19 protein-coding genes are annotated in these 21,216 nt (G+C 71.5%); 10 read left to right on the forward strand and 9 right to left on the reverse strand.

From position 1 onward, the window contains the following. Window positions 1-39: 39 nt before the first annotated feature. Window positions 40-660 carry an FxLYD domain-containing protein gene (locus tag AB0I69_RS02615; RefSeq protein WP_363093656.1) on the forward strand — a complete coding sequence of 207 codons (621 nt, stop codon included), beginning with the start codon at window positions 40-42 and terminating at the stop codon, window positions 658-660. A gap of 21 nt (window positions 661-681) precedes the next feature. Here the strand turns inward: AB0I69_RS02615 and AB0I69_RS02620 are convergent, their stop codons facing one another. Then, a complete protein-coding gene (locus AB0I69_RS02620; RefSeq protein ID WP_363093657.1) occupies window positions 682-2,850 on the reverse strand; it encodes a PI-PLC domain-containing protein in 2,169 nt (722 codons plus the stop codon). Window positions 2,851-2,990: 140 nt separating this feature from the next. Here AB0I69_RS02620 and sigJ point away from each other — a divergent pair, with 140 nt between their 5' ends. Both sigJ and AB0I69_RS02630 read left to right on the forward strand, forming a co-directional pair. Then, window positions 2,991-3,896, forward strand: coding sequence for an RNA polymerase sigma factor SigJ (gene sigJ, locus AB0I69_RS02625; protein ID WP_363093658.1), 906 nt, complete (start codon window positions 2,991-2,993; stop codon window positions 3,894-3,896). 5 nt (window positions 3,897-3,901) lie between these two features. Then, window positions 3,902-4,732, forward strand: coding sequence for a pentapeptide repeat-containing protein (locus tag AB0I69_RS02630; RefSeq protein WP_363093659.1), 831 nt, complete (start codon window positions 3,902-3,904; stop codon window positions 4,730-4,732). Here the strand turns inward: AB0I69_RS02630 and AB0I69_RS02635 are convergent. Continuing rightward, window positions 4,694-6,220: a cytochrome P450 gene (locus tag AB0I69_RS02635; RefSeq protein WP_363093660.1), complete on the reverse strand. Its 1,527-nt coding sequence runs from the start codon at window positions 6,218-6,220 to the stop codon at window positions 4,694-4,696. The two genes, AB0I69_RS02630 and AB0I69_RS02635, sit on opposite strands and share 39 nt — an antisense overlap. A 108-nt stretch (window positions 6,221-6,328) precedes the next feature. Here AB0I69_RS02635 and AB0I69_RS02640 point away from each other — a divergent pair, with 108 nt between their 5' ends. Together AB0I69_RS02640 and AB0I69_RS02645 are read left to right on the forward strand one after the other, a co-directional pair. Beyond that, window positions 6,329-6,937: a TetR/AcrR family transcriptional regulator gene (locus AB0I69_RS02640; protein ID WP_363093661.1), complete on the forward strand. Its 609-nt coding sequence runs from the start codon at window positions 6,329-6,331 to the stop codon at window positions 6,935-6,937. Between the two features lie 108 nt (window positions 6,938-7,045). Beyond that, on the forward strand, window positions 7,046-7,771 hold the full coding sequence (locus tag AB0I69_RS02645) for a DUF2470 domain-containing protein (RefSeq protein WP_363093662.1): 726 nt from the start codon (window positions 7,046-7,048) through the stop codon (window positions 7,769-7,771). Here AB0I69_RS02645 and AB0I69_RS02650 read toward each other — a convergent pair. The 3 genes from AB0I69_RS02650 to AB0I69_RS02660 all read right to left on the reverse strand — a co-directional run bounded on the left by AB0I69_RS02650 (window position 7,739) and on the right by AB0I69_RS02660 (window position 11,434). After that, a complete protein-coding gene (locus tag AB0I69_RS02650; protein ID WP_363093663.1) occupies window positions 7,739-8,965 on the reverse strand; it encodes a lactonase family protein in 1,227 nt (408 codons plus the stop codon). The two genes, AB0I69_RS02645 and AB0I69_RS02650, sit on opposite strands and share 33 nt — an antisense overlap. A 114-nt stretch (window positions 8,966-9,079) precedes the next feature. After that, the gene (locus AB0I69_RS02655; RefSeq protein WP_363093664.1) at window positions 9,080-10,129 is read right to left on the reverse strand and encodes a hypothetical protein; all 1,050 of its coding nucleotides are present in this window, start codon (window positions 10,127-10,129) and stop codon (window positions 9,080-9,082) included. A 51-nt stretch (window positions 10,130-10,180) separates the two neighbouring features. Beyond that, entirely contained in the window at window positions 10,181-11,434 is a 1,254-nt protein-coding gene (locus tag AB0I69_RS02660; RefSeq protein WP_363093665.1) for an FUSC family protein, read from the reverse strand. Between the two features lie 123 nt (window positions 11,435-11,557). On the opposite strand from AB0I69_RS02660, the gene AB0I69_RS02665 reads away from it, so the two are divergent. Together AB0I69_RS02665 and AB0I69_RS02670 are read left to right on the forward strand one after the other, a co-directional pair. Then, window positions 11,558-12,151, forward strand: coding sequence for a TIGR03086 family metal-binding protein (locus tag AB0I69_RS02665; protein WP_363093666.1), 594 nt, complete (start codon window positions 11,558-11,560; stop codon window positions 12,149-12,151). 69 nt (window positions 12,152-12,220) lie between these two features. Beyond that, entirely contained in the window at window positions 12,221-13,561 is a 1,341-nt protein-coding gene (locus tag AB0I69_RS02670) for an erythromycin esterase family protein (protein ID WP_363093667.1), read from the forward strand. Here AB0I69_RS02670 and AB0I69_RS02675 read toward each other — a convergent pair. Continuing rightward, window positions 13,525-14,091, reverse strand: a complete 567-nt coding sequence (locus AB0I69_RS02675; RefSeq protein ID WP_363093668.1) for an ABATE domain-containing protein — start codon at window positions 14,089-14,091, stop codon at window positions 13,525-13,527. The two genes, AB0I69_RS02670 and AB0I69_RS02675, sit on opposite strands and share 37 nt — an antisense overlap. A 165-nt stretch (window positions 14,092-14,256) precedes the next feature. Here AB0I69_RS02675 and AB0I69_RS02680 point away from each other — a divergent pair, with 165 nt between their 5' ends. Continuing rightward, window positions 14,257-15,252, forward strand: coding sequence for a zinc-binding dehydrogenase (locus AB0I69_RS02680; RefSeq protein WP_363093669.1), 996 nt, complete (start codon window positions 14,257-14,259; stop codon window positions 15,250-15,252). A gap of 14 nt (window positions 15,253-15,266) precedes the next feature. Here the strand turns inward: AB0I69_RS02680 and AB0I69_RS02685 are convergent, their stop codons facing one another. Then, window positions 15,267-15,761 carry an FBP domain-containing protein gene (locus tag AB0I69_RS02685; RefSeq protein ID WP_363093670.1) on the reverse strand — a complete coding sequence of 165 codons (495 nt, stop codon included), beginning with the start codon at window positions 15,759-15,761 and terminating at the stop codon, window positions 15,267-15,269. Window positions 15,762-15,847: 86 nt separating this feature from the next. On the opposite strand from AB0I69_RS02685, the gene AB0I69_RS02690 reads away from it, so the two are divergent. Continuing rightward, the gene (locus AB0I69_RS02690; protein ID WP_363093671.1) at window positions 15,848-16,768 is read left to right on the forward strand and encodes a DUF3626 domain-containing protein; all 921 of its coding nucleotides are present in this window, start codon (window positions 15,848-15,850) and stop codon (window positions 16,766-16,768) included. Here AB0I69_RS02690 and AB0I69_RS02695 read toward each other — a convergent pair. Together AB0I69_RS02695 and AB0I69_RS02700 are read right to left on the reverse strand one after the other, a co-directional pair. Beyond that, a complete protein-coding gene (locus AB0I69_RS02695) occupies window positions 16,699-17,343 on the reverse strand; it encodes a PAS domain-containing protein (RefSeq protein ID WP_363093672.1) in 645 nt (214 codons plus the stop codon). The two genes, AB0I69_RS02690 and AB0I69_RS02695, sit on opposite strands and share 70 nt — an antisense overlap. 44 nt (window positions 17,344-17,387) lie before the next feature. After that, window positions 17,388-17,822 carry a DUF6234 family protein gene (locus AB0I69_RS02700; protein ID WP_363093673.1) on the reverse strand — a complete coding sequence of 145 codons (435 nt, stop codon included), beginning with the start codon at window positions 17,820-17,822 and terminating at the stop codon, window positions 17,388-17,390. A gap of 207 nt (window positions 17,823-18,029) precedes the next feature. Here AB0I69_RS02700 and AB0I69_RS02705 point away from each other — a divergent pair, with 207 nt between their 5' ends. Further along, window positions 18,030-21,206 carry a cytochrome P450 gene (locus AB0I69_RS02705; RefSeq protein ID WP_363093674.1) on the forward strand — a complete coding sequence of 1,059 codons (3,177 nt, stop codon included), beginning with the start codon at window positions 18,030-18,032 and terminating at the stop codon, window positions 21,204-21,206. Window positions 21,207-21,216 lie beyond the last annotated feature (10 nt).

Genomic DNA, 21,216 nt, shown 5'->3' on the forward strand with positions numbered 1-21,216 from the left:
ACATGCCGCGTCGAAATTTCCGGCATAGGGTTTATTTCGATGAATACCAAGTCGCTCCGCCGGGCCCGCCCGGCCGCCCTGGTCCTCGCTGTCGTCGCGGCGAGCACGGTCACGTTGGTGTCGTGCGGCAACGACAACGACAACGACAGCTCCGCCAGCAGCAGCTCGCAGGTCTCGACCCCGGACACGGCCTCCTTCTCGGGTATGACTCCGTCGCCCCTGAAGTCGGCCGCCTCCTCGGCGGTCGCGTCCGCCCGTGCCGCCGCCTCCGCGGCAGCCTCCTCCGCCTCGGCCGCCGCGTCCTCCTTCGAGGCCTCCGTGTCGGCCGAGGTGGCCCGCGCGAGCAAGGACGCCCAGAACGAGCTGAAGGACGTCAAGGGTCAGGGCAACGCGATGTCGGAGGTCGCCATGACCGGCAAACCGCGCGCCCAGACCAGCGGCCTGCTCGCCGTCGTCGTCAACATCACCAACAAGACCGACAAGAAGGCGTCGTACGCCGTCCAGGTCGACTTCCTCGACTCCTCGGGGAAGGTGGTGGAGACCCGCTACGTCGGCGCCGAGAACCTCGCGCCCGGCGCGAAGGCCCAGCCGGTCGCCATCAGCGCCAAGCCGCCCGAGCCGGTACTGACCCCGAAGTTGGCGAAGGCGCAACGTTATTGAGTGAGCTGTTGGGCAACAGGTCTATCGGACCTGGGCGTTGAGTTCGTCCACGGCTCCGCCCGCGTCCCCGATCGTTGTGTAGTCCACGGCGACGAAGTTCACCGGCCGACCGCGTTCCCGCTCGCAGCGGTGGACGCGGTCGAGCACGTACTGCCGGGCGTTGACCTTGCCCGCGTCCAGTCGGCTGCCGCCGTCGATGGTGATGAAGTGGTTGAGCAGGAACAGGCGTTTGTCGCTGCCGCCGCGATGCGGTATGCAACTCATCGCGTCCGGAGTGCGGAACGCGAACGGGGTCTCCATGCCGTAGTCGTAGAAGTTGCGGTACCAGGACGCCGGACCGTCGGCCTTCTCGGCGAAGACGACGAGCCGTCGCCCGCTGTCGATCATGTCGCCCAGGGTCGGCCAGGGCTTCGCGGGATCGGCGTCAGGGGTGTGGACCAGGTCGGTCAACCCGGCCTGTGCGAAGGCCTGTTCGGTGTCCTCGCCGCTGATCGCGTCCTGCACGATCAGCGTGATGACCTCGGTCGGATGGGCACGCATCCAGTCGCCGATCTCGCGCAGGGCGGGCACCAGGGCGAGGGCGCCGGCCCGGCACACGGAGTGGCACAGCCACAGTCCCTCGCGCGGCGGGTTGAACCTGTCCACGGCCGCGGCGATGAACTTCCGCTGTTCCGGGGTGAAGTCGGACTCCGCGAGCCGCTGGGTGATCTCGTCGGGTCGCTCCCACCGGTAGGTGTCGATCTGGAGGGCACGCACTCCGTCGTCCAACTGGGCGGTGATGCCCGGGTCCTGGAGCGGGCCGATGAACCGGTCGACGGTCGTCGACATCGCGTTGTGCGAGGTGAGGTAGGCGACCTTGTCGTAGGACCGGTCGCACAGTGCCGCGCTGCCCTCGCAGGCGCGGGACGCGGCGGGCGTGACGGCGTACGGCACCAGGAGGATGCCGGCGACGGCGGCGCCGCTCGTGGCCAGGGCCAGCCACCGGACGCGGGGCGGCGCGGAGAGGTGCGGTCGGACCTGGAGGGCCCAGCCCACGCCGGTCAGGAGGGCACCGGCCAGCACGGGCACCAGGGCCGTCGTCAGGGCGGTGGTCGTGAGCCGGTCAAGGGCCGTGCGCTGCACGTCGTCGACCAGTCGGGCGAGGCTCGGCGGCCACGAACCCGGAGGATCGATCACCTGCCCGCCGCTGACCAGCCGGAACAGGACGGCGACGAGCCCGGCCAGTACCCCGCCGGCCGCGAGCGACCAGCCCAGCGGCAGCAGTCGGCGACCCGGAGGCGCCGAACCCCCGGCCGCCCACAGCACCGCCAGCGCGACAACGAGGAGCGCCGAGGAGAGGGCCTCCGCCAGGCCGAGTCCGACGGCGGTGTAGGTGCGGGCGCGGTGGAGGGGAGCCAGGTCGTTGCCGGACGCGGCGAGGGCGTCGGTGAGGTTCCAGGTGCCGCCGCCGACGGACGTCCGCAGCTGGGCGGCGGCCGTGCGGGTCCGGTCCGACACGACGGCGGGGGCGACGGTGGCGAGCGCGGTCGCGACATCGCCGTTCCGCAGTGCCGCCTCGACCGCGGGGCGCAGGGTGTCCCGGTCGGCGACGGGCAGGCCGCTCACCAGTGTCCCGGCCGCCTGGCCCGCCTGCGCCTCGGTCAGCGGAAGGGCGGGCAGCCCGTCGGGCACGTGCCCCGCTGCCACGGCACCCAGAGCGGCGGACAGGTCGGCCGAGAAGCGCTCGAAATCGGGCTCGGGCCGGTCCTGGACCGAGGCGACGAGATCGCCGAAGTAGATCTGGGCCAGGTCGTTGACGTTGGCCAGCACCGGCCGCAGATCGACCGTGAGGTCCAGCGAGTCGCTCTTGCCGCCCAGATAGCCCACCACGGCGTTGATCTGCTGCTGGGTGAGGTCCCGGACCGTCTCCGGTGGCAGCACCAGCTTGAGGTTGGAGGTGACCTGGGCCTCCGGCACGGGCAGCCGGGCCAGCAGCCCGCGCGTGACCGCCGCCGTCTTCGGATCGACCAGCACCTGGTTGTACAGCCGGTCGTAGGCCTTCTGCTCGTCCAGCGTGGACCGGTAGAAACCCGGTGAGACGACAGTGGAGCGGGCCGTGGCCGCGGTGGTGAGGACCGCGGTGGCGAGGACGGCCAGGAACATGGCCGCGATGCGCGGCAGACTGCGGGACGCGACGCCGACCGGGTCCATGATTCACCATCGTCGTCCCGCCCCACCCGGCCCGCAAACGGACAGGGGAGCCAGAAACCGTATGGCCATGGCGGCGGAGGACGTGTTTTGATCCCTCCGGCTTTCGCTCGCACGACTACGGAATCCACAACGGGGACGGTATGAACGACACGGAACTCCTGGCGGACCGCTTCGAGGAACACCGCGGCCGACTGCGCGCGGTGGCCTACCGCATGCTCGGCTCGCTGCCGGAGGCCGAGGACGCCGTCCAGGAGACGTGGCTGAAGCTCAGCCGTACCGACGTGGACGACATCAGGAACCTCGGCGGCTGGCTGACCACGGTTGTCGGCCGGGTCTGCCTCGACCTGCTGCGCTCCCGCACCGCGCGCCGCGAGGACCTCATCGACGAGACCTTCGCCGAGACGTTCGTCCCCGACCCCCTGATCAGCCCTCTCACGGACCTCGACCCGGAGGAGGAGGTGCTCCACGCCGACTCGGTGGGTCTCGCCCTCCTCGTCGTGCTGGAGACCCTGGAGCCCGCCGAGCGGCTCACGTTCGTCCTGCACGACATGTTCGCGGTGCCGTTCGACGACATCGCCCCGATCGTGGAACGCAGTTCGGCCGCGACCCGCCAACTGGCCAGCAGGGCCCGCCGCCGGGTGCAGGGCGCGCGCCCGTCGACGGATCCCGACCTCGTCCGCCGGCGCGAGATCGTCGAGGCCTTCCTGGCCGCCGCACGCGAGGGCGACTTCGACGCCCTCGTCGCACTCCTCCACCCGGACGTGGCCCTGCGCGCCGACTCCGGCGCGCTGGTGCGGGGCGCGGCTGCCTCCAAGGCGGTGCGCGGAGCACGCGCGGTCGCCGAACAGGCCCTCATGTTCGCGCCGTTCGCCCGCTTCGCCCGACTCGCTCTGGTCAACGGCTCGGTGGGTGTGGTCAACGCGCCCGAAGGACAGCTGCTTTCGGTCATGGGCGTCACCGTGGCCGACGGCCGGATCACCGAGGTCTACATCCTGTCCGACCCGGACCGGCTGGGGCGCCTCGACCTGGATGGGTCAGTACGCTGAACGACATGGAAGATCACATAGCGGCCCCGACCGACCTGCGCGGCGACTGCGAGCGGTGTTTCGGGCTGTGCTGTGTGGCGCTGCCCTTCACCGCGGCGACGGACTTCGCGATCGACAAGGCGGCGGGGACACCGTGTCCGAATCTCCAGGGCGATCACCGCTGCGGAATCCACACGAAGCTCCGGCCGAAGGGTTTCACCGGCTGCACGGTCTACGACTGCTTCGGGGCCGGGCAGAAGGTCTCGCAGGTCACCTTCGGCGGTCAGGACTGGCGTACGGTCCCGCGAGCGGAGTCGCGTCGGATGTTCGACGTGTTTCCCGTCGTACGGCAGCTTCACGAGTTGCTGTGGTACTTGACCGAGGCGCTCACCCTTCCCGCGGCCGGGTCGATCCATGGCGAGTTGCGTCGTGCGCTGGAGAAGACCGACGCGCTCACGCGCGGGACGCCCGAAGAGCTGGGCGTGCTGGACGTGGGCGCGCATCGGCAGGAGGTCAATGTGTTGCTGCTGCGGACCAGTGAGCTGATGCGGGCCGGCGTGAAGGGGAAGAAGAAGGACCGGCGCGGTGCCGATCTCATGGGCGCCCGTCTCAAGGGCGCCGATCTGAGCCGGGCCAACCTGCGCGGCGCCTACCTCATCGCGGCCGATCTCACCGGGGCCGACCTGCGGGGTGCGGATCTGATCGGTGCCGATCTGCGGGACGCCGATCTCACGGACGCCGATCTGACCGGCGCGTTCTTCCTCACCCAGCCCCAGGTCAACGCGGCCCGGGGGAGCGCCGGGACGAGGTTGCCGGAGTCAGTCGTCCGCCCCGTGCACTGGACAGCGGGGCTCTGAGGGGCCGTCGTCGGGAACGGGCACCGCTTCGGCCGGGGCCGCCGCCGTGCGCCGGTCCAGGTGCAGGCGGAGACCCTCGGGCATCAGTGTCAGCCGCTCGGTGACGCGCAGACGGTACGCGGGGTCGGGGCGCAACTCGTAGCGGCGCAGCAGCAGACCGAGGACCAGCGTCGCCTCGTGCAGGGCGAACTGGCGGCCGATGCACGCCCGCGCCCCCGTCCCGAACGGCTTGAAGGTGTGCGGGGCGCGGGAGCGTACGGCCTTGGCGTCGAAGCGGTCCGGGTCGAACTCCTCGGCGTCCGCGCCCCACACCTCGGGGTCGCGGTGCAGCATCGGCGTCAGGATCAGCGCCCAGGCGCCGCGCCGCATCGGGTGGACCCCGGCGAGGTCGGTGTCCCGGGTGGCCTCGCGGGCGTACGCGGGCGCCGTCGGCCACAGCCGTAGCGACTCGTCGAGCACCCGGCGGACGTAGCGCAGCTTGGCGACCTGGTCGTAGCCCGGCGTCTTCGTGTCGCCCCAGACCTGGTCGACCTCGGCGCGGGCGCGGGCCGCGATCTCCGGGTGGCGGGCGAGGTAGTGCAGGGCGAACGAGAGGGAGCCCGAGGTCGTCTCGTGGCCGGCGACCAGGAAGGTGATGACCTGGCGGCGAACGTTCTCGGGGGAGAGGCGCTCGCCGGTCTCCGGGTGGGTCGTGTCGAGCATCCGGTCGAGCAGGTCGCCGTCGCCGCCCGCCGTACGGCGGGTCTGCACGAGGTCGTCGACCGTGCGGTTGAGGTAGGCGATGTCGGCCTCGTTGCGGCGCGTCGCGGTGCGCAGCAGGAGCGGGGCGAGGGGGGACGGTACGGAGTTGAGGCGTTGGGCGTAGCTGAGGGTGCCCACCATCGAGGTGACGAAGGGATGCGGGTGGTCGCGTTCGAAGGAGCCGAAGTCATGGCCGAAGCCGGTGCGGGCGATCGTCTCCAGGGTCAGCTTGGTCATGTCGCCGGGGACGTCCACCGACCGTCCGGCCGTCAGTTCGCGGTCCCAGCGGTCCGTCAGCCGCTCGGCCACGGACAGCATCATCGGGTGGTAGCCGGCCATCGCCTCGCGGCTGAAGCCGGGGGCCAGGACGTCGTGCGCCAGCTGCCAGTTGGGCTCGTGGTTGTACGCCGTGAACAGCCCGTCCCCGGCGACCGGCCGCAGGTTCGCGACCCCCAGACCGACATGCTTGGCGAACCGTGACTCGTCCGCCATGTCGGCGACCAGGTCGGCACCCCACACGAACACGAACTCCTTGCCGAAGGCCTTCCGGCGGAAGATCGGGCCCAGTTGGCGGGCGTAGCGGAGCGTGTCCTGCAGGGGAGTGCGGCGGTCGGCGCCGAGGACGTCACCGAGCAGCGGGACCCGACGCGGGGGATGCGGGATGCGGTCGAGGCGGGGCCAGCCCTGCTCGGCACCCCGGAATCCCTTCGGCAGTGCGGTCGGCGTCGCTGTCGTCGTCTCCGCCATGACGCGATCTCCCTTGATCCTGCGGCAGGTTGAGCCTGTTGTACGTGGGTTCAATAGCGGGTTTCAGTGTGATCCCGTTGTTGAACCGACGTCAAGTAAAGTGCGGGAATGGCCGCGAACCAGGGTGAGCGCACGCGCCGTCGCCTCAGCACCGAGGAGCGCCGGGAGCAACTCCTCACGGTGGGTGCGCGGCTGTTCTCTGAGGATCCCTACGACGACGTGTGGATCGAGCAGGTCGCCGAGATCGCCGGGGTCTCCCGCGGGCTGCTCTACCACTACTTCCCGACCAAGCGGGACTTCTTCGCGGCCGTCGTCGAGCGCGAGAGCGAGCGGATGCTGCAGATGACGGCGGCCGTACCGGGCGTACCGGCCCGTGAGCAACTCGCCGTCGCGCTCGACACGTATCTGGAGTACGTGCACACCCACGCGCACGGCTACCGCGCCTTCCACCGTGCCGACGCGGCGGGGGACCAGACCGTACGGCGGGTCTATCAGCGGGCGTTGGCGGCGCAGGAGCGGCAGATCCTGGCCGCGCTGGCGGCGGATCCCGAGTTCGGGCCGGCCGTGGCGGAGCGGCCCGACGCGAAGCTCGCGGTGCGCGGCTGGCTGGCCTTCACCACCGCCGTCTGTCTGGAGTGGCTGCGGGGGCCGGAGTTGAGCCGGGAGCAGGTGCGCGATCTGTGCGCGCGGGCCCTGTTGGGCGTCATCTCGCCCTGAACGACTGTGGTCTCACCCCGAAGTGCCGTTGTAGAGATTGCGTGGCGTGGTTGGCGTGCGCCCCGATCTTCGGTAAGTTAGGCAAGGCTTACCTAAGGAGGTTCAGGGATGGGTGACAGCCAATCGTGGACGGCCGTGCCTGCCGCGGCCGAGCGGGCCCGCTCGGTGCTCGCCGCCGCATGGTCCTGCGCGGTGACCGCGGAGGGCGGTCGCGAGGAGTTCGTCGGAGCGCACAGCGTGGCCGACGACGGCCGGGTGCTCCTTCAAGTACCCGAGGACAGCGCCCTGTTGGCGACCGCGATCTGCGCGCCGCGCGGAGAGCCGTCCGCCGTCCTGGAGTTCGCGGACGTCGCGCCCGTCCCCGTACGCAACCGTATCCGGGCCCGGCTGTGGATGGCCGGCTGGTTCGTGTCCGAGGAGGACCAACTCGCCTTCCGCGCAACGCGCGTGGTGCTGCGCCCGGCGACCGGCGCGGTCGTCATCGACCTCGACGAGTTCGCCGCCGCCGAACCCGACCCGCTCGCCCTGGCCGAGGCCCAGCTGCTGACCCACCTCGCCGACTGCCACTCCGACGCGGTCGAGCGGCTCACCCGGCTCGTCGAACCCGACAGCCTGCACGGCGCGGTCCGCGTCCAGCCCCTCGCCGTCGACCGGCACGGACTGACCCTGCGCATCGAGCGCGCCCGCGCCCACGGCGACGTACGACTGCCGTTCCACGCGCCCGCCGACACGGTCGCCCACCTCACCGAGCGCATGCACGCACTGCTCACCCAGGCCAGTGCCGCGTCCTGCCCGCGCCCCCTACAGCGGCAGCGCACAGACGGCGACCGGTGACGCGAACGGCTCGCCCGCGAGCCGTAGTTCACCGCTCGTGGCGTCCACATGGAACACGCTGACCGTGCTCGACCTCTGGTTCGCCGTGAACAGCAGCGCCCCGTCCGGCGAGAACGCGATCTGCCGCGGGAAGTCACCGGACACCGGCACGGTGTCGAGCAGCCTGAGCCGGGCGCCGTCCGCCTCGACGGCGTACCGGGCAAGGGTGTTGTCGCCGCGGTTGGCGAGATAGGCGTACGCACCGCTCGACGTCACCAGGATCTGCGCCGGGTAGTTGGTGGTGCCGCCCGTGCTGCCGCTGGACTGCGGGTCGCCGATGGAGAGGGCGCCCGTCGCCGGGTCGTAGGCGCAGACCGCGACGGTGTCGTCGACCTCGTTGGCCAGATAGGCGTACCGGCCGCCGGGGTGGAACGTGAGGCTGCGCGGGCCCGCACCCGCGCGCGTGTGCGCCTGCGAGACCTCGGTGGGCGTGCCCTTCGTGGTGTCCAGGCGGTAGGTGTAGACCGTGTCGGTGCCCAGGTCGACGGCGAGGACATGGCCGCCGTCGGGACTCGTGACGAACTGGTGCGCGTGCGGGCCGTCCTGGCCCGGTCCCGGCTGGGGACTGGAGTGCTTGACCAGGGCGGTGCGGTCACCGAGCTCGCCCGAGGTGTCGATCGGGTGCACGGCCACGCTGCCGGACGTGTAGTTGGCGCTGAGCAGCCAGCGCCCGGTGGGGTGCACGGACAGATGGCAGGGGCCCGCGCCGCCGGTGCTCCGCGCGCCGAGGATCTTGCGGTCCGCCAGGCGTACGGCGGTCACCGCGCCGGCCGTCTGCTCGTCGACCGCGTACAGCGTGCGGCCGTCGGGGTGCAGAGCGAGGTACGACGGGTCGGCGACCCCGGTGAGCGTGCCCGCGCCGGTGATCTGCCCGGTCGACGTGTCGTAGGTGGCCAGGCCGATGCCCGTACCGCCGCCGTCGACCGAGGTGTAGGTGCCGAGGTAGAGAGGGCGGGGGCCGGAATCCTTGCCCGGGTGGTGGGCGCCGGGTGCGGGCGCCTTCGCGGCCGTCGAGTCCGCCGTAGGAGCGGATTCGGGATCCCCCGGTGCCGAAGCCGGTGCGGGGACCACGACCACCGCCGCTGTTCCCGCCAGGGCGCCGAAGAAACGGCGCCTGCTCCAGCCCTCGCGTGACGGCTCCGCACCACTGGTCATGCCCACACCCTCAGGTCGTCGCTTGCCCCGGTCGTCACAGCAACCTTGGCGTGGAGGGCCCGTCGAGCGCAAGACCGGCAACGACCGTTGCGCATGCTGCAATGGGTGACTGGCTCACCAGTCGCCGTCCTCCACCGGCTCGCCCTGCGCGTCCTTGAGAGGCTGCACCTGGTCAGGCGTGGGCTGCTGCCAGGGTTCATGGTCGTCACCCAGCCAGTCGCCGACCGGCTGCACCGCCTCCAGGGTGTCGGTGGGGGCGAGATCCGCGGCGTCCTGGTCGTAGTAGTCGAACCAGGGGAGCCCCGCCCGGGTGTACGCGGCACGGTCCACCGGCGACGGCGGCGGGGCCTCGCCGGTGATACGGCGCCACTCCGGAGGCGTCACCAGATGGACGAAGACCCGCCCGGCGGGCGCATCGGCCCAGGACTTCGGCGGGCGGTCGTCCTCGTAGACCTCCTGGTGCATCGAACCGCCGACACCGAGCCCCATGGCGGTGGCCCCGCGGCTCGGCGTCGGCGCGGCGCCGGGCGCGGGGGCGGCCGGCCCGGACATCATCGGCATGGCGGGCATGCCGTGGCCGCCGATCGGCAAGGTCGTCCTCCGTGCCCGCTCCGAGCGGCGTCGCTCGGCCTTGCGCCACTTGGTCAACTCCCGCTTGACGAGCGGGAAGGACTGGAGCTGGACGCCGCCCCACACCTCCTCGCCCGTGACCTGCCCCTCGACGGTCGCGCCGAGGCCGAGCGGGACCGCCACGAACTGACGGACCGTGCCCTTGCCGGAGTTGATGCCGTCGAGCCACGGCTGGCGGGGCAGCACCACGTAGTTCTGCGGGCTCCGGGACAACCGGTCGCTCCACGGCTCGCCCGAGACCGCGCACACCTTGCCCACCCCGACCTGAAGGGCGGCCGGCTCCCGCGTGCCCGCGAAGCTCAGCCACATCGCCTCACGCAGATACACCGGCAGCATCACCCCGCTCCGCGCCCGCCACTCCTCCGGCACCGTGTCCGGGAAGTCCGCGACCCGCCGGACCGGGAACTCGCCGAGCCCCGGCGGCAACGGATGCGTACCCGTCTCGGGCAGCCGCAGGGTGCGGACGAAGCGCACCGCCACCCCACCGGGCAGGCGCAAGGTGTTCCCGTCGATCCGTACGCCGTTGTCGGTCATGCGCCCGCCCCCATCGCCGTGCTGCCTCAGGCACCCCCTGAGATGACTCCGTCACCTGGAACGATCGGCGCCCGTGTCCCGGTTCCTGCGCAGCCGCTCCGGTACGCCCACCCGCTCCCGCAGCCAGGTCAGCCACGGCAGGCGCTCGCGCTGCTCGCCGGCACACCGGTCCAGTTCCTCCAGCAGCCGGCGCGAGCGGTGCTCGGTGTCCAGCTCGTCCAGCATGCGGTTGACCTCGGTCAGCATCGCACCCAGCAGCTGCCACTGGGCCGCGTCGCGCTGGACCTCCTCCAGGAGCAGCTGGGCCAGCTTGTCGCGGGTCGCGGCGGCCGTGTGCAGTTCGGCGGTGAGCCGCGACTCCGCGGACTCGGCGCTCACCGTCACATCGGTGGTCACCAGCACCGCGAAACTGACCACGGCATCACCGATCTCGGACAGCAGCTGTTCTACGGCCGCGCCGGTGGGCGGCGCGAACAGCGGCTCGGGGTCGCGCTGTTTCGCCAGGTCGGTGAAGGTCCGCGCGAGGACGCGGAGCACGACCGTGCAGATCTCCAGGGTGTCCAGGCCGGTCCGCAGCACGACCCGGTGCAGCAGCCCCTCCCGTACGCGCGGATTGAGCCGCAGGCTGTCCTCGGCCTGCCTCAGGGCCGCGTCCACCTCGACGATGTCGTGGTCGAGCCGGCGCGCCTCGTGCAGCCGCGCGGTGGCGTGGTCGACGGGCGTACGGCCCGCCGCCTCCTCGCCCATGCGCCGCATCAGCCGTCGTAGCCGACGGGCCAGCCCCTCGATCGACTCGCCGGCCTCGTCCACCCACACCGGGGGCGCCAGCAGCAGATTGCAGCCGAGTCCGACGACCGCGCCGATCAGTGTCTCCACGACCCGTGCCCAGGCAGTGTTCCCGACCGTGGTGACCCCGAGGACCAGCATCGCGCTGATCGCCACCTCGGGCACGTACTCGTCGACCCGCACCAGTCGCCCGACGACCAGTGCGGCCACGATCAGCAGCGCCAGGCTCCACCAGGTCAGACCGACCAGCAGGCTGAAAGCGATGGCGACGAGCACGCCCGCGACCACGGCGTTCACCCGGCGGATGCCGTTCGTGAGGGTGGCGTAGAGGGTGACCTGCACGACGAGGAGCGCGGTCAGGGGAGCGGTCAGCGGCGCAGGCTCGGGGCTCAGGCGCAGTGCGACGACGTACGCGACCGTCGCCGCGGTCGCCGACCGCAGCGTCTGGACGACCACCGGGTCCCGGCGACGCCCCACGAACCGCACCAGTGGCGCGGTCCACTCACGGACATCTCGCATCCTTGGCCTATTCCCTTTCACAGATGCGTCGAACGTATCCATTGAGGACAGTAACTGTCCGCAAGGGGTCCTAGATTGTTATCACCGGACGGAGCCAAGGGGACCAAGGGGAGGGGAACGTTCATGACGAACATCCAGGGCATCGAGGTGCTGACCCGCTCGCACGACTACCTGCGCGAGGTGGTCGCCGCCGTGCCCGGGACGGCCTGGGCGGCGCCGACGCCGTGCAGCGAGTGGACGGTACGGCAGGTCCTCAACCACGCACGCGTCGACCAGCAGGCATACGGCCTCGTCCTCACCGGCGACCGGCCCGACTCCGACCCCTTCCACCCGGCGGACGCCCTGGACGGGGACCCGGTAGCCGAACTCGACAAGGTGCTCCGCGCGGTGGCGGACGGGTACGCGCGGCTGCCCGCCGACACCGACCGGGTGCCGACACCGCTGGGCCCGATGCCCCTCCCGTTCGCCGCCGCGACGGCCGCCATGGACGCGGCCGTGCACGCCTGGGACATCGCGGCGGCCACGGGCCAGAACCGGCCACTGGGGGCGGACCTGGCCGAGGGAATCTGGCCGGCCGCGGAACGGCTCGTCGACCAACTCCGCGACGCCTACCGGGTGTTCGCGCCCGCGCTTGAGGTGGCGGACGGCTACGGCAGGTCCGAGGCGCTCCTCGCCTTCCTCGGACGGGACCCGCACTGGACGCCCGCCGGATCCTGAGGGAAACCCCACCCCGATACGGAGGATCACTGCATGGCCTCCGCCCCTGAGGCACGCAACCCTCGCACCATGAAACGGCATCGGACCGGACTGATCCTGACCCTGCTCATCAGCCTCGGCGCCGTCGCGGTCGGCACCCCGGCCGCCACGGCAACACCAACTCACGCGCCCTCGGCCGTGGTTGCGGCCCTCGACCGCTCCGCCCACCCCCTGCGGACCGTCGAACCGGGCGGCGCCACCGACGACTTACGCCCCCTCGACCGGATGCTCGGCGGCGCCCGAGTCGTCGGCCTCGGCGAGGCCACGCACAGCTCCCACGACTTCTTCGCCCTCAAGGACCGCGTCTTCCGCCACCTCGTCGAGAAGAAGGGCTTCCGCACCTTCGCCCTGGAGGGCGCCTGGAGCACCGGCCTGCGCCTCAACGACTACGTCCTGTACGGCAAGGGGGACCCGCGACGCATCTTCCGCGAGGAGTTCCAGCGCGACTACCTGTGGTGGAACAACACCGACTACCTGAAACTCGTCGAGTGGATGCGCGCGTACAACGTCCGGCATCCCGGCGACCCCGTGCGCTTCATGGGCGACGACATGGGCTGGGCCGGACCCGAACTCTACGACTCGGTCAGCACCTATGTGGCCCGCACCCACCCCGAGTTGAGCGCCCGCCTCGCCGAGCTGTACCGCGGGCTGCGGCCCACGGTGCCGGCCGGGACGTACATCGAGCAGTACCTGGACAAGCCGTACGCCGAACGGAAGGAGATGGCCGAACGTGCGGACCGGGCACTGGAGTTGCTGAAGCGCCAGTCACCGGGGGAGGACCGCGAGGCGTACGGCTGGGCCGTGCAGAACGCGGCTGTCGTCGACCAGGTGGCTCGGCAGTACGACTTCGACTTCGACGACCCCGCGCAGATCGCCGCGGCCATGCGCTATCGGGACGAGACGATGGCCGCCAACGTCGTCTGGTGGCAACGGCACACCGGAACCAAGGTGTTGCTGTCCGCGCATGACGCCCACATCGGCTATGTGCCGTCCGATCCTGCCAACTACCCCAAGATGCAAGGGGCGTTCCTGCACGACCAGCTCGGCTCCGGGTATGTCGGCGTGGGTCTGACCTTCGACCGGGGTTCGTTCAACGCCACTGGTCCGGACGACGCGATCCACCGCTGGACGCTGGGACCCGCCGGGGCGGGCAGCAACGAACAGACCCTGGACCAGGTGCGGTTCGCCGACTACGTGGTCGATCTGCGCTCGGTCGGATCACCGGCCCGGACGTGGCTGGAGACGGCACGGCCGACCCGCAGCATCGGCACCGACTACCCGGAGAACCCGCACGACATCGCGCTGGCGCGCAGCTACGACGTCCTGATCCACCTTCACTCGGTCACGGCGGCCCGGCTGCGCGAGCGATAGCCCGCGATCTTCGCGAGGTTGCCGCAGCGGTCCATCGAGCACCAACGGCGGCGGCGGGCCTGGGAGTCGTCGAGGAACAGCAGTGAACACTCCGGGTTCTCGCACTCCTTGACCCGCTCCAGCAGTGGACTGCCCACCAGCAGAACGCCGTCCCGGGCCACCGTCGCCAGCGCCGCGCGTGCCGGATGCGCCGACTTCCAGCGCTGTTCGCCCAGTTGGGGTGCGAGATCCGGGCGGGCGGCGGCCTCGTTGATCCGCTCGACGTCGGCCGCCTCCGGCTTCCGGCCGGCCATCGCGGCCCGTACGACGCGGTAGAGCGCCTCCCGGAGGGCGCGCGCGTCCGTCAGCTCCCGGGCCGTGACCCGCACCGGCTCGGTACCCGCCGCCAGCTCCGCCTCCGTGATCCAGCGGGCCAGGGCGGACGGATCCGGGAGCCGCTCGACGGGGGTTCCGTGCCGTTTGCCGAGCGTCGCCGCGAAGTTCAGACACGGGCGTCCGCCGATGAACGGGAAGGCGAGCGGGAGGGTCATGGCAGCGAGCATACCTCGCGCACACCGGTTCAGGAGGTGTACGGGAGATCGTCGTACGGGGCGTTGTCGGGCGACCCTTGACACCTGTTCGTCCGGTGTCGCATGGTGACACCACTTCAATAGGTGTCGGCCGGTTCGGTGGCCGTGACAGGGAGCGGGTTCGGTATGCGTGCGGTACGGATCGACGAGTTCGGTGGGCCGGAGGTACTGGTGCCGGTCGAGGCGCCCGACCCGGTCGCGGGCCCCGGGCAGGTGCTGGTGCGGGTCGCGGCGGCGGGGGTGAACCGCGCGGACGCCCTGATCAGGTCCGGCAACTACCACCGGGCCGGGAAACCACCGCTGATCCCGGGGGTGGAGGGCGCCGGCACCGTCGCCGCGCTGGGGGAGGGCGTCACCGGATTCACGGTCGGGCAGCGGGTCGTGGCCCTCGACGGCGTGAACTCGCCCGGTTTCTATGCCGAGTTGGCAGCCGTGCCCGCTACCCAGGTGACCGCCCTGCCCGACGGGGTGGACCTGACGCATGCTGCCGCGCTGCCCGTCGCCTGGCTGTCGGCCTGGTACTGCCTGCGGCACCTCGCCCGCCTCACCAAGGAGGACACCGTGGTCGTGAAGGCCGCCGCGAGCGGAGTCGGCAGCGCGGCCGTGCAGATCGCGGCCGAGACCGGCGCCCGGGTCATCGCCCTCGCCGGATCACCCGAAAAGGCCGCCTGGGCAGGGGAGTTCGGCGCCCACACCACCCTCGACACGTCCTCCTACCCCGACGACGCGGAGGTCGACGAGGTGCTGCGGCTCACCGGTGGTCGGGGCGCGGACGTCGTCCTCGACACCGTCGGCGGCCGGGCCTTCGGGCGCAGCCTGCGCGAGATCGGGCACGGCGGCCGAGTCGTCGCGCTCGCCAATGTCGCCCTGGAGTCGAGCACCGTCGACACCCGCGACTTCTACCCGAAGAACGCGTCGATCCTCGGCTTCCAGCTCACCAACCTCCAGGTCCACGGCGGCTACGACCCCCGCCCCGACCTGCGTGAACTCGCCGAGCGGGTCGCGGCCGGCACCTACCGTGTGCCGATCGAGACGGTCGTACCCCTCGCCGAAGCGCGTGCCGCCCACGAGCGGCTGGAGCGTCGCGACAACCGGGGCAAGATCGTGATCGCCGTGGAGTAGGAGCGGGATCGACGTCAGACGTACAGCTTGTCGAGGAAGGCGGTCAGATTTCCCACCGCCCGCTCGATCTGCTGCTCCGTCGTCAGGCTCTCCTCGATGCGGATGCCCGACTCCGGGATCTTCCTGCCGCGCACGTAGAGGGAACAGGCCAGGTCGGTGCACATGTACAGGCCGACCGAGTTGCCCTCGCGGCCCGCCGGGCCCGCCTTGCGCGCGGTCATCAGGGAGACGCCGCCGCCCGGGTGGGTCGTCAGGCACAGAGAGCACATGCTCCGGTGCGGAAAGCCGCGCCGCGCGGACGGGAACCGCAGGGTGACACCGACCAGCCCGTCCGCCCGCTCGGTGACCAGATAACTGCGGTCGGGCGCCCCGGGATCTCGCCAGCCCAGGAAGTCCAGGTCGCCCCAGGGTCGGGTGTCGAGATCGCGCGGGGTCGCCAGGCGCTTGGCCTCGCCCTTCGAGCAGTTCACAAATGAGTTGCGGATGTCGTGCTCGGTGAGTGATCTCATGGGAAGCCTCCTGGGTGGTGCCCGAACCAAAACCTAGAGGGTCTAGGTTTTGGCCAAGGGTAATCAGGTGAGCGGTGGAGGAGCCAGTGGATTTCGACGGCGTCGAGCCGCGGCAGGCGCAGGCGCTTCGGCATGTGGCGGCACGGTCCTCGGGCCCGGCCGTCGACCGGCGGCTGCGTATCACGCTGAACTTCCATCCCGACCGTACGGCGGCCGGGCGACCGATCCTCGACGCGCTGGCCCAAGACGGCACGTACCACTCGCAGTTCGTCACCGGCACCAGCAACGGCGGCCTCACCGCCCACCCCGGCGGCGACCGCTGGCGCTGGGAGAGCCGGATCTTCGCGGGTGCCTACGACGACGCGCCCGCGCCCGAGCGACCGGTGTACGGCGCGCTGGACTTCCGGCGCCAAGTGGTGGGCGCCGCCCCGCGGTTCGGCTCCTCGCACTTCCGGCTGACCGGCGCGGTCCTCGCCCGTGCGACCTTCTGCTACCCGGACAGCGCGGCCGAACCGACCGACTTCGGCGTCGCTGGCGGGATGTCCCTGATCGCGCTCGCCGAGGCCGACGAACAGGACGCCCTCAACGACTACATCGAGACACAGGTGCACGGCGGAGTCGTCCTCGCCCGGGACGCGGAGGCACTCGTCCTGGACGCGAGCTACCGCGGTACCCCCGTCGAAATTGCCGCCCGCCGCCTGCCCTGTCCCGTCGAATGGCACCCCGGATACCGGCTCACCGTGCGGGAGTTGCGCCGGTACGCGGACTATCGGGGTCAGGAGTACGCCGACCTCGGCGCCCACATCGCCGAGCGCGGGATCGTCGACCCGCGGATCATCGGCGACGCCGCCCGCACCGGCCGTTACGAACTCCAGGACCTGAAGATGGTGTGGCACACCCTCGCCCGCTTCGGGGCGCCGGAGGGAGCGGGTACGGCCTACCGCTCGTCGGAGGCGGTGACCGGCATGGGCGGCCACACCCCCGGCGTCAGCACCCCAAGCGCATAGGCGCGGGCGACCAGTTCGGTACGGTTCGCCGCGTCCCAGCGGGCCGACAGGCGTCGTAGGTGATAGGTCACGCCGTCGGTGGTGAGGCCGGTCTCGCGGGCGGCGCGGGCCGTGGTGGCACCCCCGGCGAGCAGCGCCAGGATGCGGGCCTCGATCGGGGTGACCTGCGTGGGAGTGTCCTCGCGGGGCTCGCCCTCGCCCTGTACGCGCAGCATCACCAGCAGTGCCGGGGTGTCCTCCACGGTGTCGCTCACCGGGTCGGCCGTCAGTTCGCCGTAGCGCTCGGCGCCGCCCGGGGCCCGCCATCGCACCGACACCTCGTAACGCGACCGGTGCCGCAGCCGTAGCGCCTGCGCGATCCGCTCGACCTGTCCCGACTCCTGCGGCTGGAACAGGTCGAGTACGTCCCGGCCGCGCAGTCGTCCCGGCGTCGTGCCGCACTCCGCCGCCATCGCGGGATTGGCGACCTGCACCGAGCCGTACACGTCACACACCGCGACCGGCACCGACACCCGGTCGAAGAGCATCAGGGCACGGTTGCGCCACACCACGCCCTCCCTGCGGGTCCAGTCCACCCGTACCTCCTGCCATGCCCTTGCCCACTACATAATCATGCGGCTCAGCGGCACTTCCCACTGCCGCTGAGGCAGGGCGTGTACTGGATGGACGGGGTGGGCGCGGGGGCCGGATGCGTGCGGTCGTAGCCCTGCCACGCGCCCGTGAGCAGCGCGAACACGACGAAGGCGGCGAGGAGGTGCGACACCGTCGTCCACGGTGCGCGGGACAGTGCCGCGAGTCCCGCCAGGGCCAGGAGGACGTAGAGGAGGTGTTCCGTCCAGACGATGCTCGCGAGCGTCGAGTCGCCGCCGATACTGTCCGGCTGGCCCTGCGCGGCCCAGCCCTTCATGGCGTCGCTGAACGTCTTCAATGCGAAGACGGCGGTTTCGACGAGGGACAGGAGGACGGCGGCGCTGATGTCCGAGACGCGCGACGTCCGGTGGGACCACGGCCATCTGCTGCGCCGAGGTGAGCGTTCGGGCAGTACCTGCGTCATGGGCCCACCCTGCCGGGGCGGTCACTGGGTACGCATGAGTACGCGCACTCAGTTCACGCGCCCGGTTAGCCGGACCGTGCCGTCGGCGCAAGACGCCATCGGTGCCTTTCGCTACACGATCGTGTAGTCGCGCGGCGCGGTCCGCAGGGGCGCGGCGAGCACGCTGGATCGCAGTACTTCCGTACCGCGAAAGGCAGTTGTCGCGCCATGCCCCCCACCGCGCCGCACCCCCAGCCCGTCGACACGCTCCCCGGCGTACCCGTCGTCGACATCACCGCGATCGGCCCCGGTCGCACCCCGATGCAGCAGATCATGGACCTGATGCGCCGTCACGGACCGGTGTTCGTACGGCGGTTGCACGGGCGGGACACGCTGTTCGTCAGTGATCTGGACCTGGTGACCGACCTCGCCGACGAGCAGCGGTTCGCCAAGCACATCGGGCCCGCCCTGGAGAACGTGCGGGCCTTCGCCGCCGACGGACTCTTCACGGCGTACAACGACGAGCCCAACTGGGCCAAGGCGCACGACATCCTGATGCCCGCCTTCGCGCTCGGCTCGATGCGCACCTACCACCCCGTGATGCTGAAGGTGGCCCGCCGGCTCGTCGAGGCCTGGGACCGAGGCGCCCGTGCCGGGCAGCCCGTCAACGTGCCCGACGACATGACCCGGATGACCCTGGACACCATCGGACTCGCCGGATTCGACTACGACTTCGGGTCCTTCGAGCGGGACGAGCCGCACCCCTTCGTCGAGTCCATGGTGCGCTGCCTGGAGTGGAGCATGACCCGGCTGGCGCGCGTCCCGGGCGAGGACCACTCGGTGGCCGACGCGGCCTTCCGGGCCGACGCCGACTATCTCGCCCAGGTCGTCGACGACGTCGTCGCCGCCCGCACCGGCACCGAGCAGGGCGACGCGGAGGACCTCCTCGGACTCATGCTGACCGCCGAGCACCCGGTCGACGGCACGACGCTCGACACCGCCAACATCCGCAACCAGGTGATCACTTTCCTGATCGCGGGCCACGAGACGACGTCCGGCGCGATGTCGTTCGCGCTGTACTACCTCGCCAAGCATCCCGCCGTGCTCCAACTGGTGCAGCGCGAGGTGGACGCGCTGTGGGGCGACACGGCGGACCTGGAGCCGACGTACGACGAGGTCGGCCGACTCACCTATACGCGTCAAGTGCTCAATGAGGCGCTGCGGTTGTGGCCGACCGCCGCCGCGTTCAGTCGGCACGCGCTGGAGGACACGGTGCTCGGCGGGCGCATCCTGCTCAGCGCCGGGCAGGCCGTCACCGTGATCGCGCCGATGCTGCACCGGCAGCCCGGCTGGGGCGACAACCCCGAGCTGTTCGACCCCTCGCGCTTCACGCCCGAGGCGGAGGCGGCCCGGTCCGTGCACGCCTTCAAGCCGTTCGGCACCGGTGAACGCGCATGTATCGGGCGGCAGTTCGCGCTGCACGAGGCGACCATGCTGCTCGCGATGCTCGTCCACCGCTACCGGCTGCACGACCACGCCGACTACCGGCTCACGGTGAAGGAGACCCTCACCCTCAAGCCCGACGGCTTCACTCTCACCCTCACCCCGCGCACCCCCGCCGACCGCGTGCACAGTCCGCTGCCGGGTGCCGTCGAGGCCCCCGAGGGCCCTTCGGTCGACACAGCCACCCTGCCCGCCCGCGTCCGACCCGGCATCGCGGCCCTCCTCCTGCACGGCAGCAACTACGGCACCTGCCGCGAGTTCGCCGCCCAACTGGCCGACGAGGCGGCCTTGTTGGGGTGCGCCGTGGAGGTGGCACCGCTGGACGCGTACGCCGACGGACTGCCCACGGACCGGCCCGTCGTCATCACCGCCGCCTCCTACAACGGCCGTCCCACCGACGACGCCCTCGCCTTCGCCGCCTGGCTGGAGGAGACCCACGACCTGGATGGCGTGACGTACGCCGTCCTCGGCGTCGGGGACCGCAACTGGGCCGCGACCTACCAGCACATGCCGACCCGCATCGACGCCCGCCTCGCCGAACTCGGCGCCACCCGCCTCACCGACCGTGCCGCAGCCGACGCCTCCGGCGATCTCCCCGGTGCCGTACGGGAGTTCACGGCCCGGCTGCGCACGGCACTGCTGGAGAAGTACGGCGATCCCGATGCCACGGACGCCGAACCAGTGGAGCAGACCTCCGCCTACGAGATCCGCACCCTCACCGACGGTCACCTGGACGCCCTCGCCGACCGGCACGGTCTCGTCCCGATGACCGTCACCGAGGCCCACGACCTCACCGCCCCCGGCCACCCGCGCCGCAAGCGCTTCGTCCGCGTCGCCCTGCCGGACGGGACCCGCTACCGAACCGCCGACCACCTGACCGTCCTGCCCGCGAACGCGACGGCTCTGGTCGAACGCGCCGCCGCAGCCCTCGGCGTCGACCTCGACACCGTCCTCGACATCCGCCCGGCCCGCCCGCGCCGCGACGTCCTGGCCGTCGACCGACCCGTGACGGTACGTCAACTCCTCACCCACTACGTCGAGTTGCAGGACCGCCCGACCGCCGCCCAACTGATCGCGTTGGCCGCCGCCAACCCCTGCCCGCCCGAGCGCACCGCCCTGGCCGCCCTCACCGACGACCCGCGCACCTTCGTCGAACTCGTCGATGACCACCCGGCGTTGCGCGGCGCCCTGGACTGGCCCACGCTCCTCGACCTCCTCACCCCGCTGCGCCCCCGGCACTACTCGATCTCGTCCTCGCCCGCCGTCGACCCCGACCACGCGGACCTGATGGTCTCCCTGCTGGAGGCCCCGGCCCGCTCGGGCAAGGGCGTCTACCGGGGGACCGGTTCCGGCCACCTCGGCACCGTCGCGCCGGGCGACACGGTGTACGCCCGCGTCCAGCCGTGCCGCGAGGCCTTCCGGATCGACGACTCCACTCCGGTCGTGATGATCGCGGCCGGTACCGGGCTCGCCCCCTTCCGAGGAACGATCGCGGACCGTACGGCCGCTCTCGCCACCGGCGCCGAACTCGCCCCGGCCCTCTGCTACTTCGGCTGCGACGCACCCGGCGCCGACTACCTCCACGCCGACGAACTCCGCACCGCCGAGAGCGCCGGAGCCGTCTCGCTCCGCCCGGCCTTCAGCGCGGCCCCGGAGGGCGGAGTGACCTTCGTCCAGCATCGCGTCGCCGCCGAGGCCGACGAGGTGTGGGCCCTGTTGGACGCGGGCGCCCGGGTGTTCGTCTGCGGCGACGGCTCGCGCATGGCACCGGGCGTGCGGGAGGCGTTCCGTACCCTGTACCGGGACCGTACGCCCGGCGCCGACGACGCGGCGGCCGAGCGGTGGCTCAACGAACTGATGGCGGACGGGCGTTACGTCGAGGACGTGTACGCCGCCGGCTGATCGAGAGGGA

Origin of the sequence: Streptomyces sp. NPDC050508 (genome assembly GCF_040655155.1) — a bacterium.
In the GTDB taxonomy this organism is placed as follows: Bacteria; Actinomycetota; Actinomycetes; order Streptomycetales; family Streptomycetaceae; genus Streptomyces.

Bases quoted from the DNA above. Each gene is read 5' to 3' on its own strand.
- AB0I69_RS02635 (WP_363093660.1), bottom strand. From the start codon at position 6,220: ATGGCGGAGACGACGACAGCGACGCCGACCGCACTGCCGAAGGGATTC.
- AB0I69_RS02685 (WP_363093670.1), bottom strand. From the start codon at position 15,761: ATGAGATCACTCACCGAGCACGACATCCGCAACTCATTTGTGAACTGC.
- AB0I69_RS02700 (WP_363093673.1), bottom strand. From the start codon at position 17,822: ATGACGCAGGTACTGCCCGAACGCTCACCTCGGCGCAGCAGATGGCCG.
- AB0I69_RS02665 (WP_363093666.1), top strand. From the start codon at position 11,558: ATGACGAACATCCAGGGCATCGAGGTGCTGACCCGCTCGCACGACTAC.
- AB0I69_RS02705 (WP_363093674.1), top strand. From the start codon at position 18,030: ATGCCCCCCACCGCGCCGCACCCCCAGCCCGTCGACACGCTCCCCGGC.
- AB0I69_RS02655 (WP_363093664.1), bottom strand. From the start codon at position 10,129: ATGACCGACAACGGCGTACGGATCGACGGGAACACCTTGCGCCTGCCC.
- AB0I69_RS02680 (WP_363093669.1), top strand. From the start codon at position 14,257: ATGCGTGCGGTACGGATCGACGAGTTCGGTGGGCCGGAGGTACTGGTG.
- AB0I69_RS02620 (WP_363093657.1), bottom strand. From the start codon at position 2,850: ATGGACCCGGTCGGCGTCGCGTCCCGCAGTCTGCCGCGCATCGCGGCC.
- AB0I69_RS02630 (WP_363093659.1), top strand. From the start codon at position 3,902: ATGGAAGATCACATAGCGGCCCCGACCGACCTGCGCGGCGACTGCGAG.
- AB0I69_RS02660 (WP_363093665.1), bottom strand. From the start codon at position 11,434: ATGCGAGATGTCCGTGAGTGGACCGCGCCACTGGTGCGGTTCGTGGGG.
- AB0I69_RS02650 (WP_363093663.1), bottom strand. From the start codon at position 8,965: ATGACCAGTGGTGCGGAGCCGTCACGCGAGGGCTGGAGCAGGCGCCGT.
- AB0I69_RS02645 (WP_363093662.1), top strand. From the start codon at position 7,046: ATGGGTGACAGCCAATCGTGGACGGCCGTGCCTGCCGCGGCCGAGCGG.
- AB0I69_RS02675 (WP_363093668.1), bottom strand. From the start codon at position 14,091: ATGACCCTCCCGCTCGCCTTCCCGTTCATCGGCGGACGCCCGTGTCTG.
- AB0I69_RS02615 (WP_363093656.1), top strand. From the start codon at position 40: ATGAATACCAAGTCGCTCCGCCGGGCCCGCCCGGCCGCCCTGGTCCTC.
- sigJ (WP_363093658.1), top strand. From the start codon at position 2,991: ATGAACGACACGGAACTCCTGGCGGACCGCTTCGAGGAACACCGCGGC.
- AB0I69_RS02670 (WP_363093667.1), top strand. From the start codon at position 12,221: ATGAAACGGCATCGGACCGGACTGATCCTGACCCTGCTCATCAGCCTC.
- AB0I69_RS02640 (WP_363093661.1), top strand. From the start codon at position 6,329: ATGGCCGCGAACCAGGGTGAGCGCACGCGCCGTCGCCTCAGCACCGAG.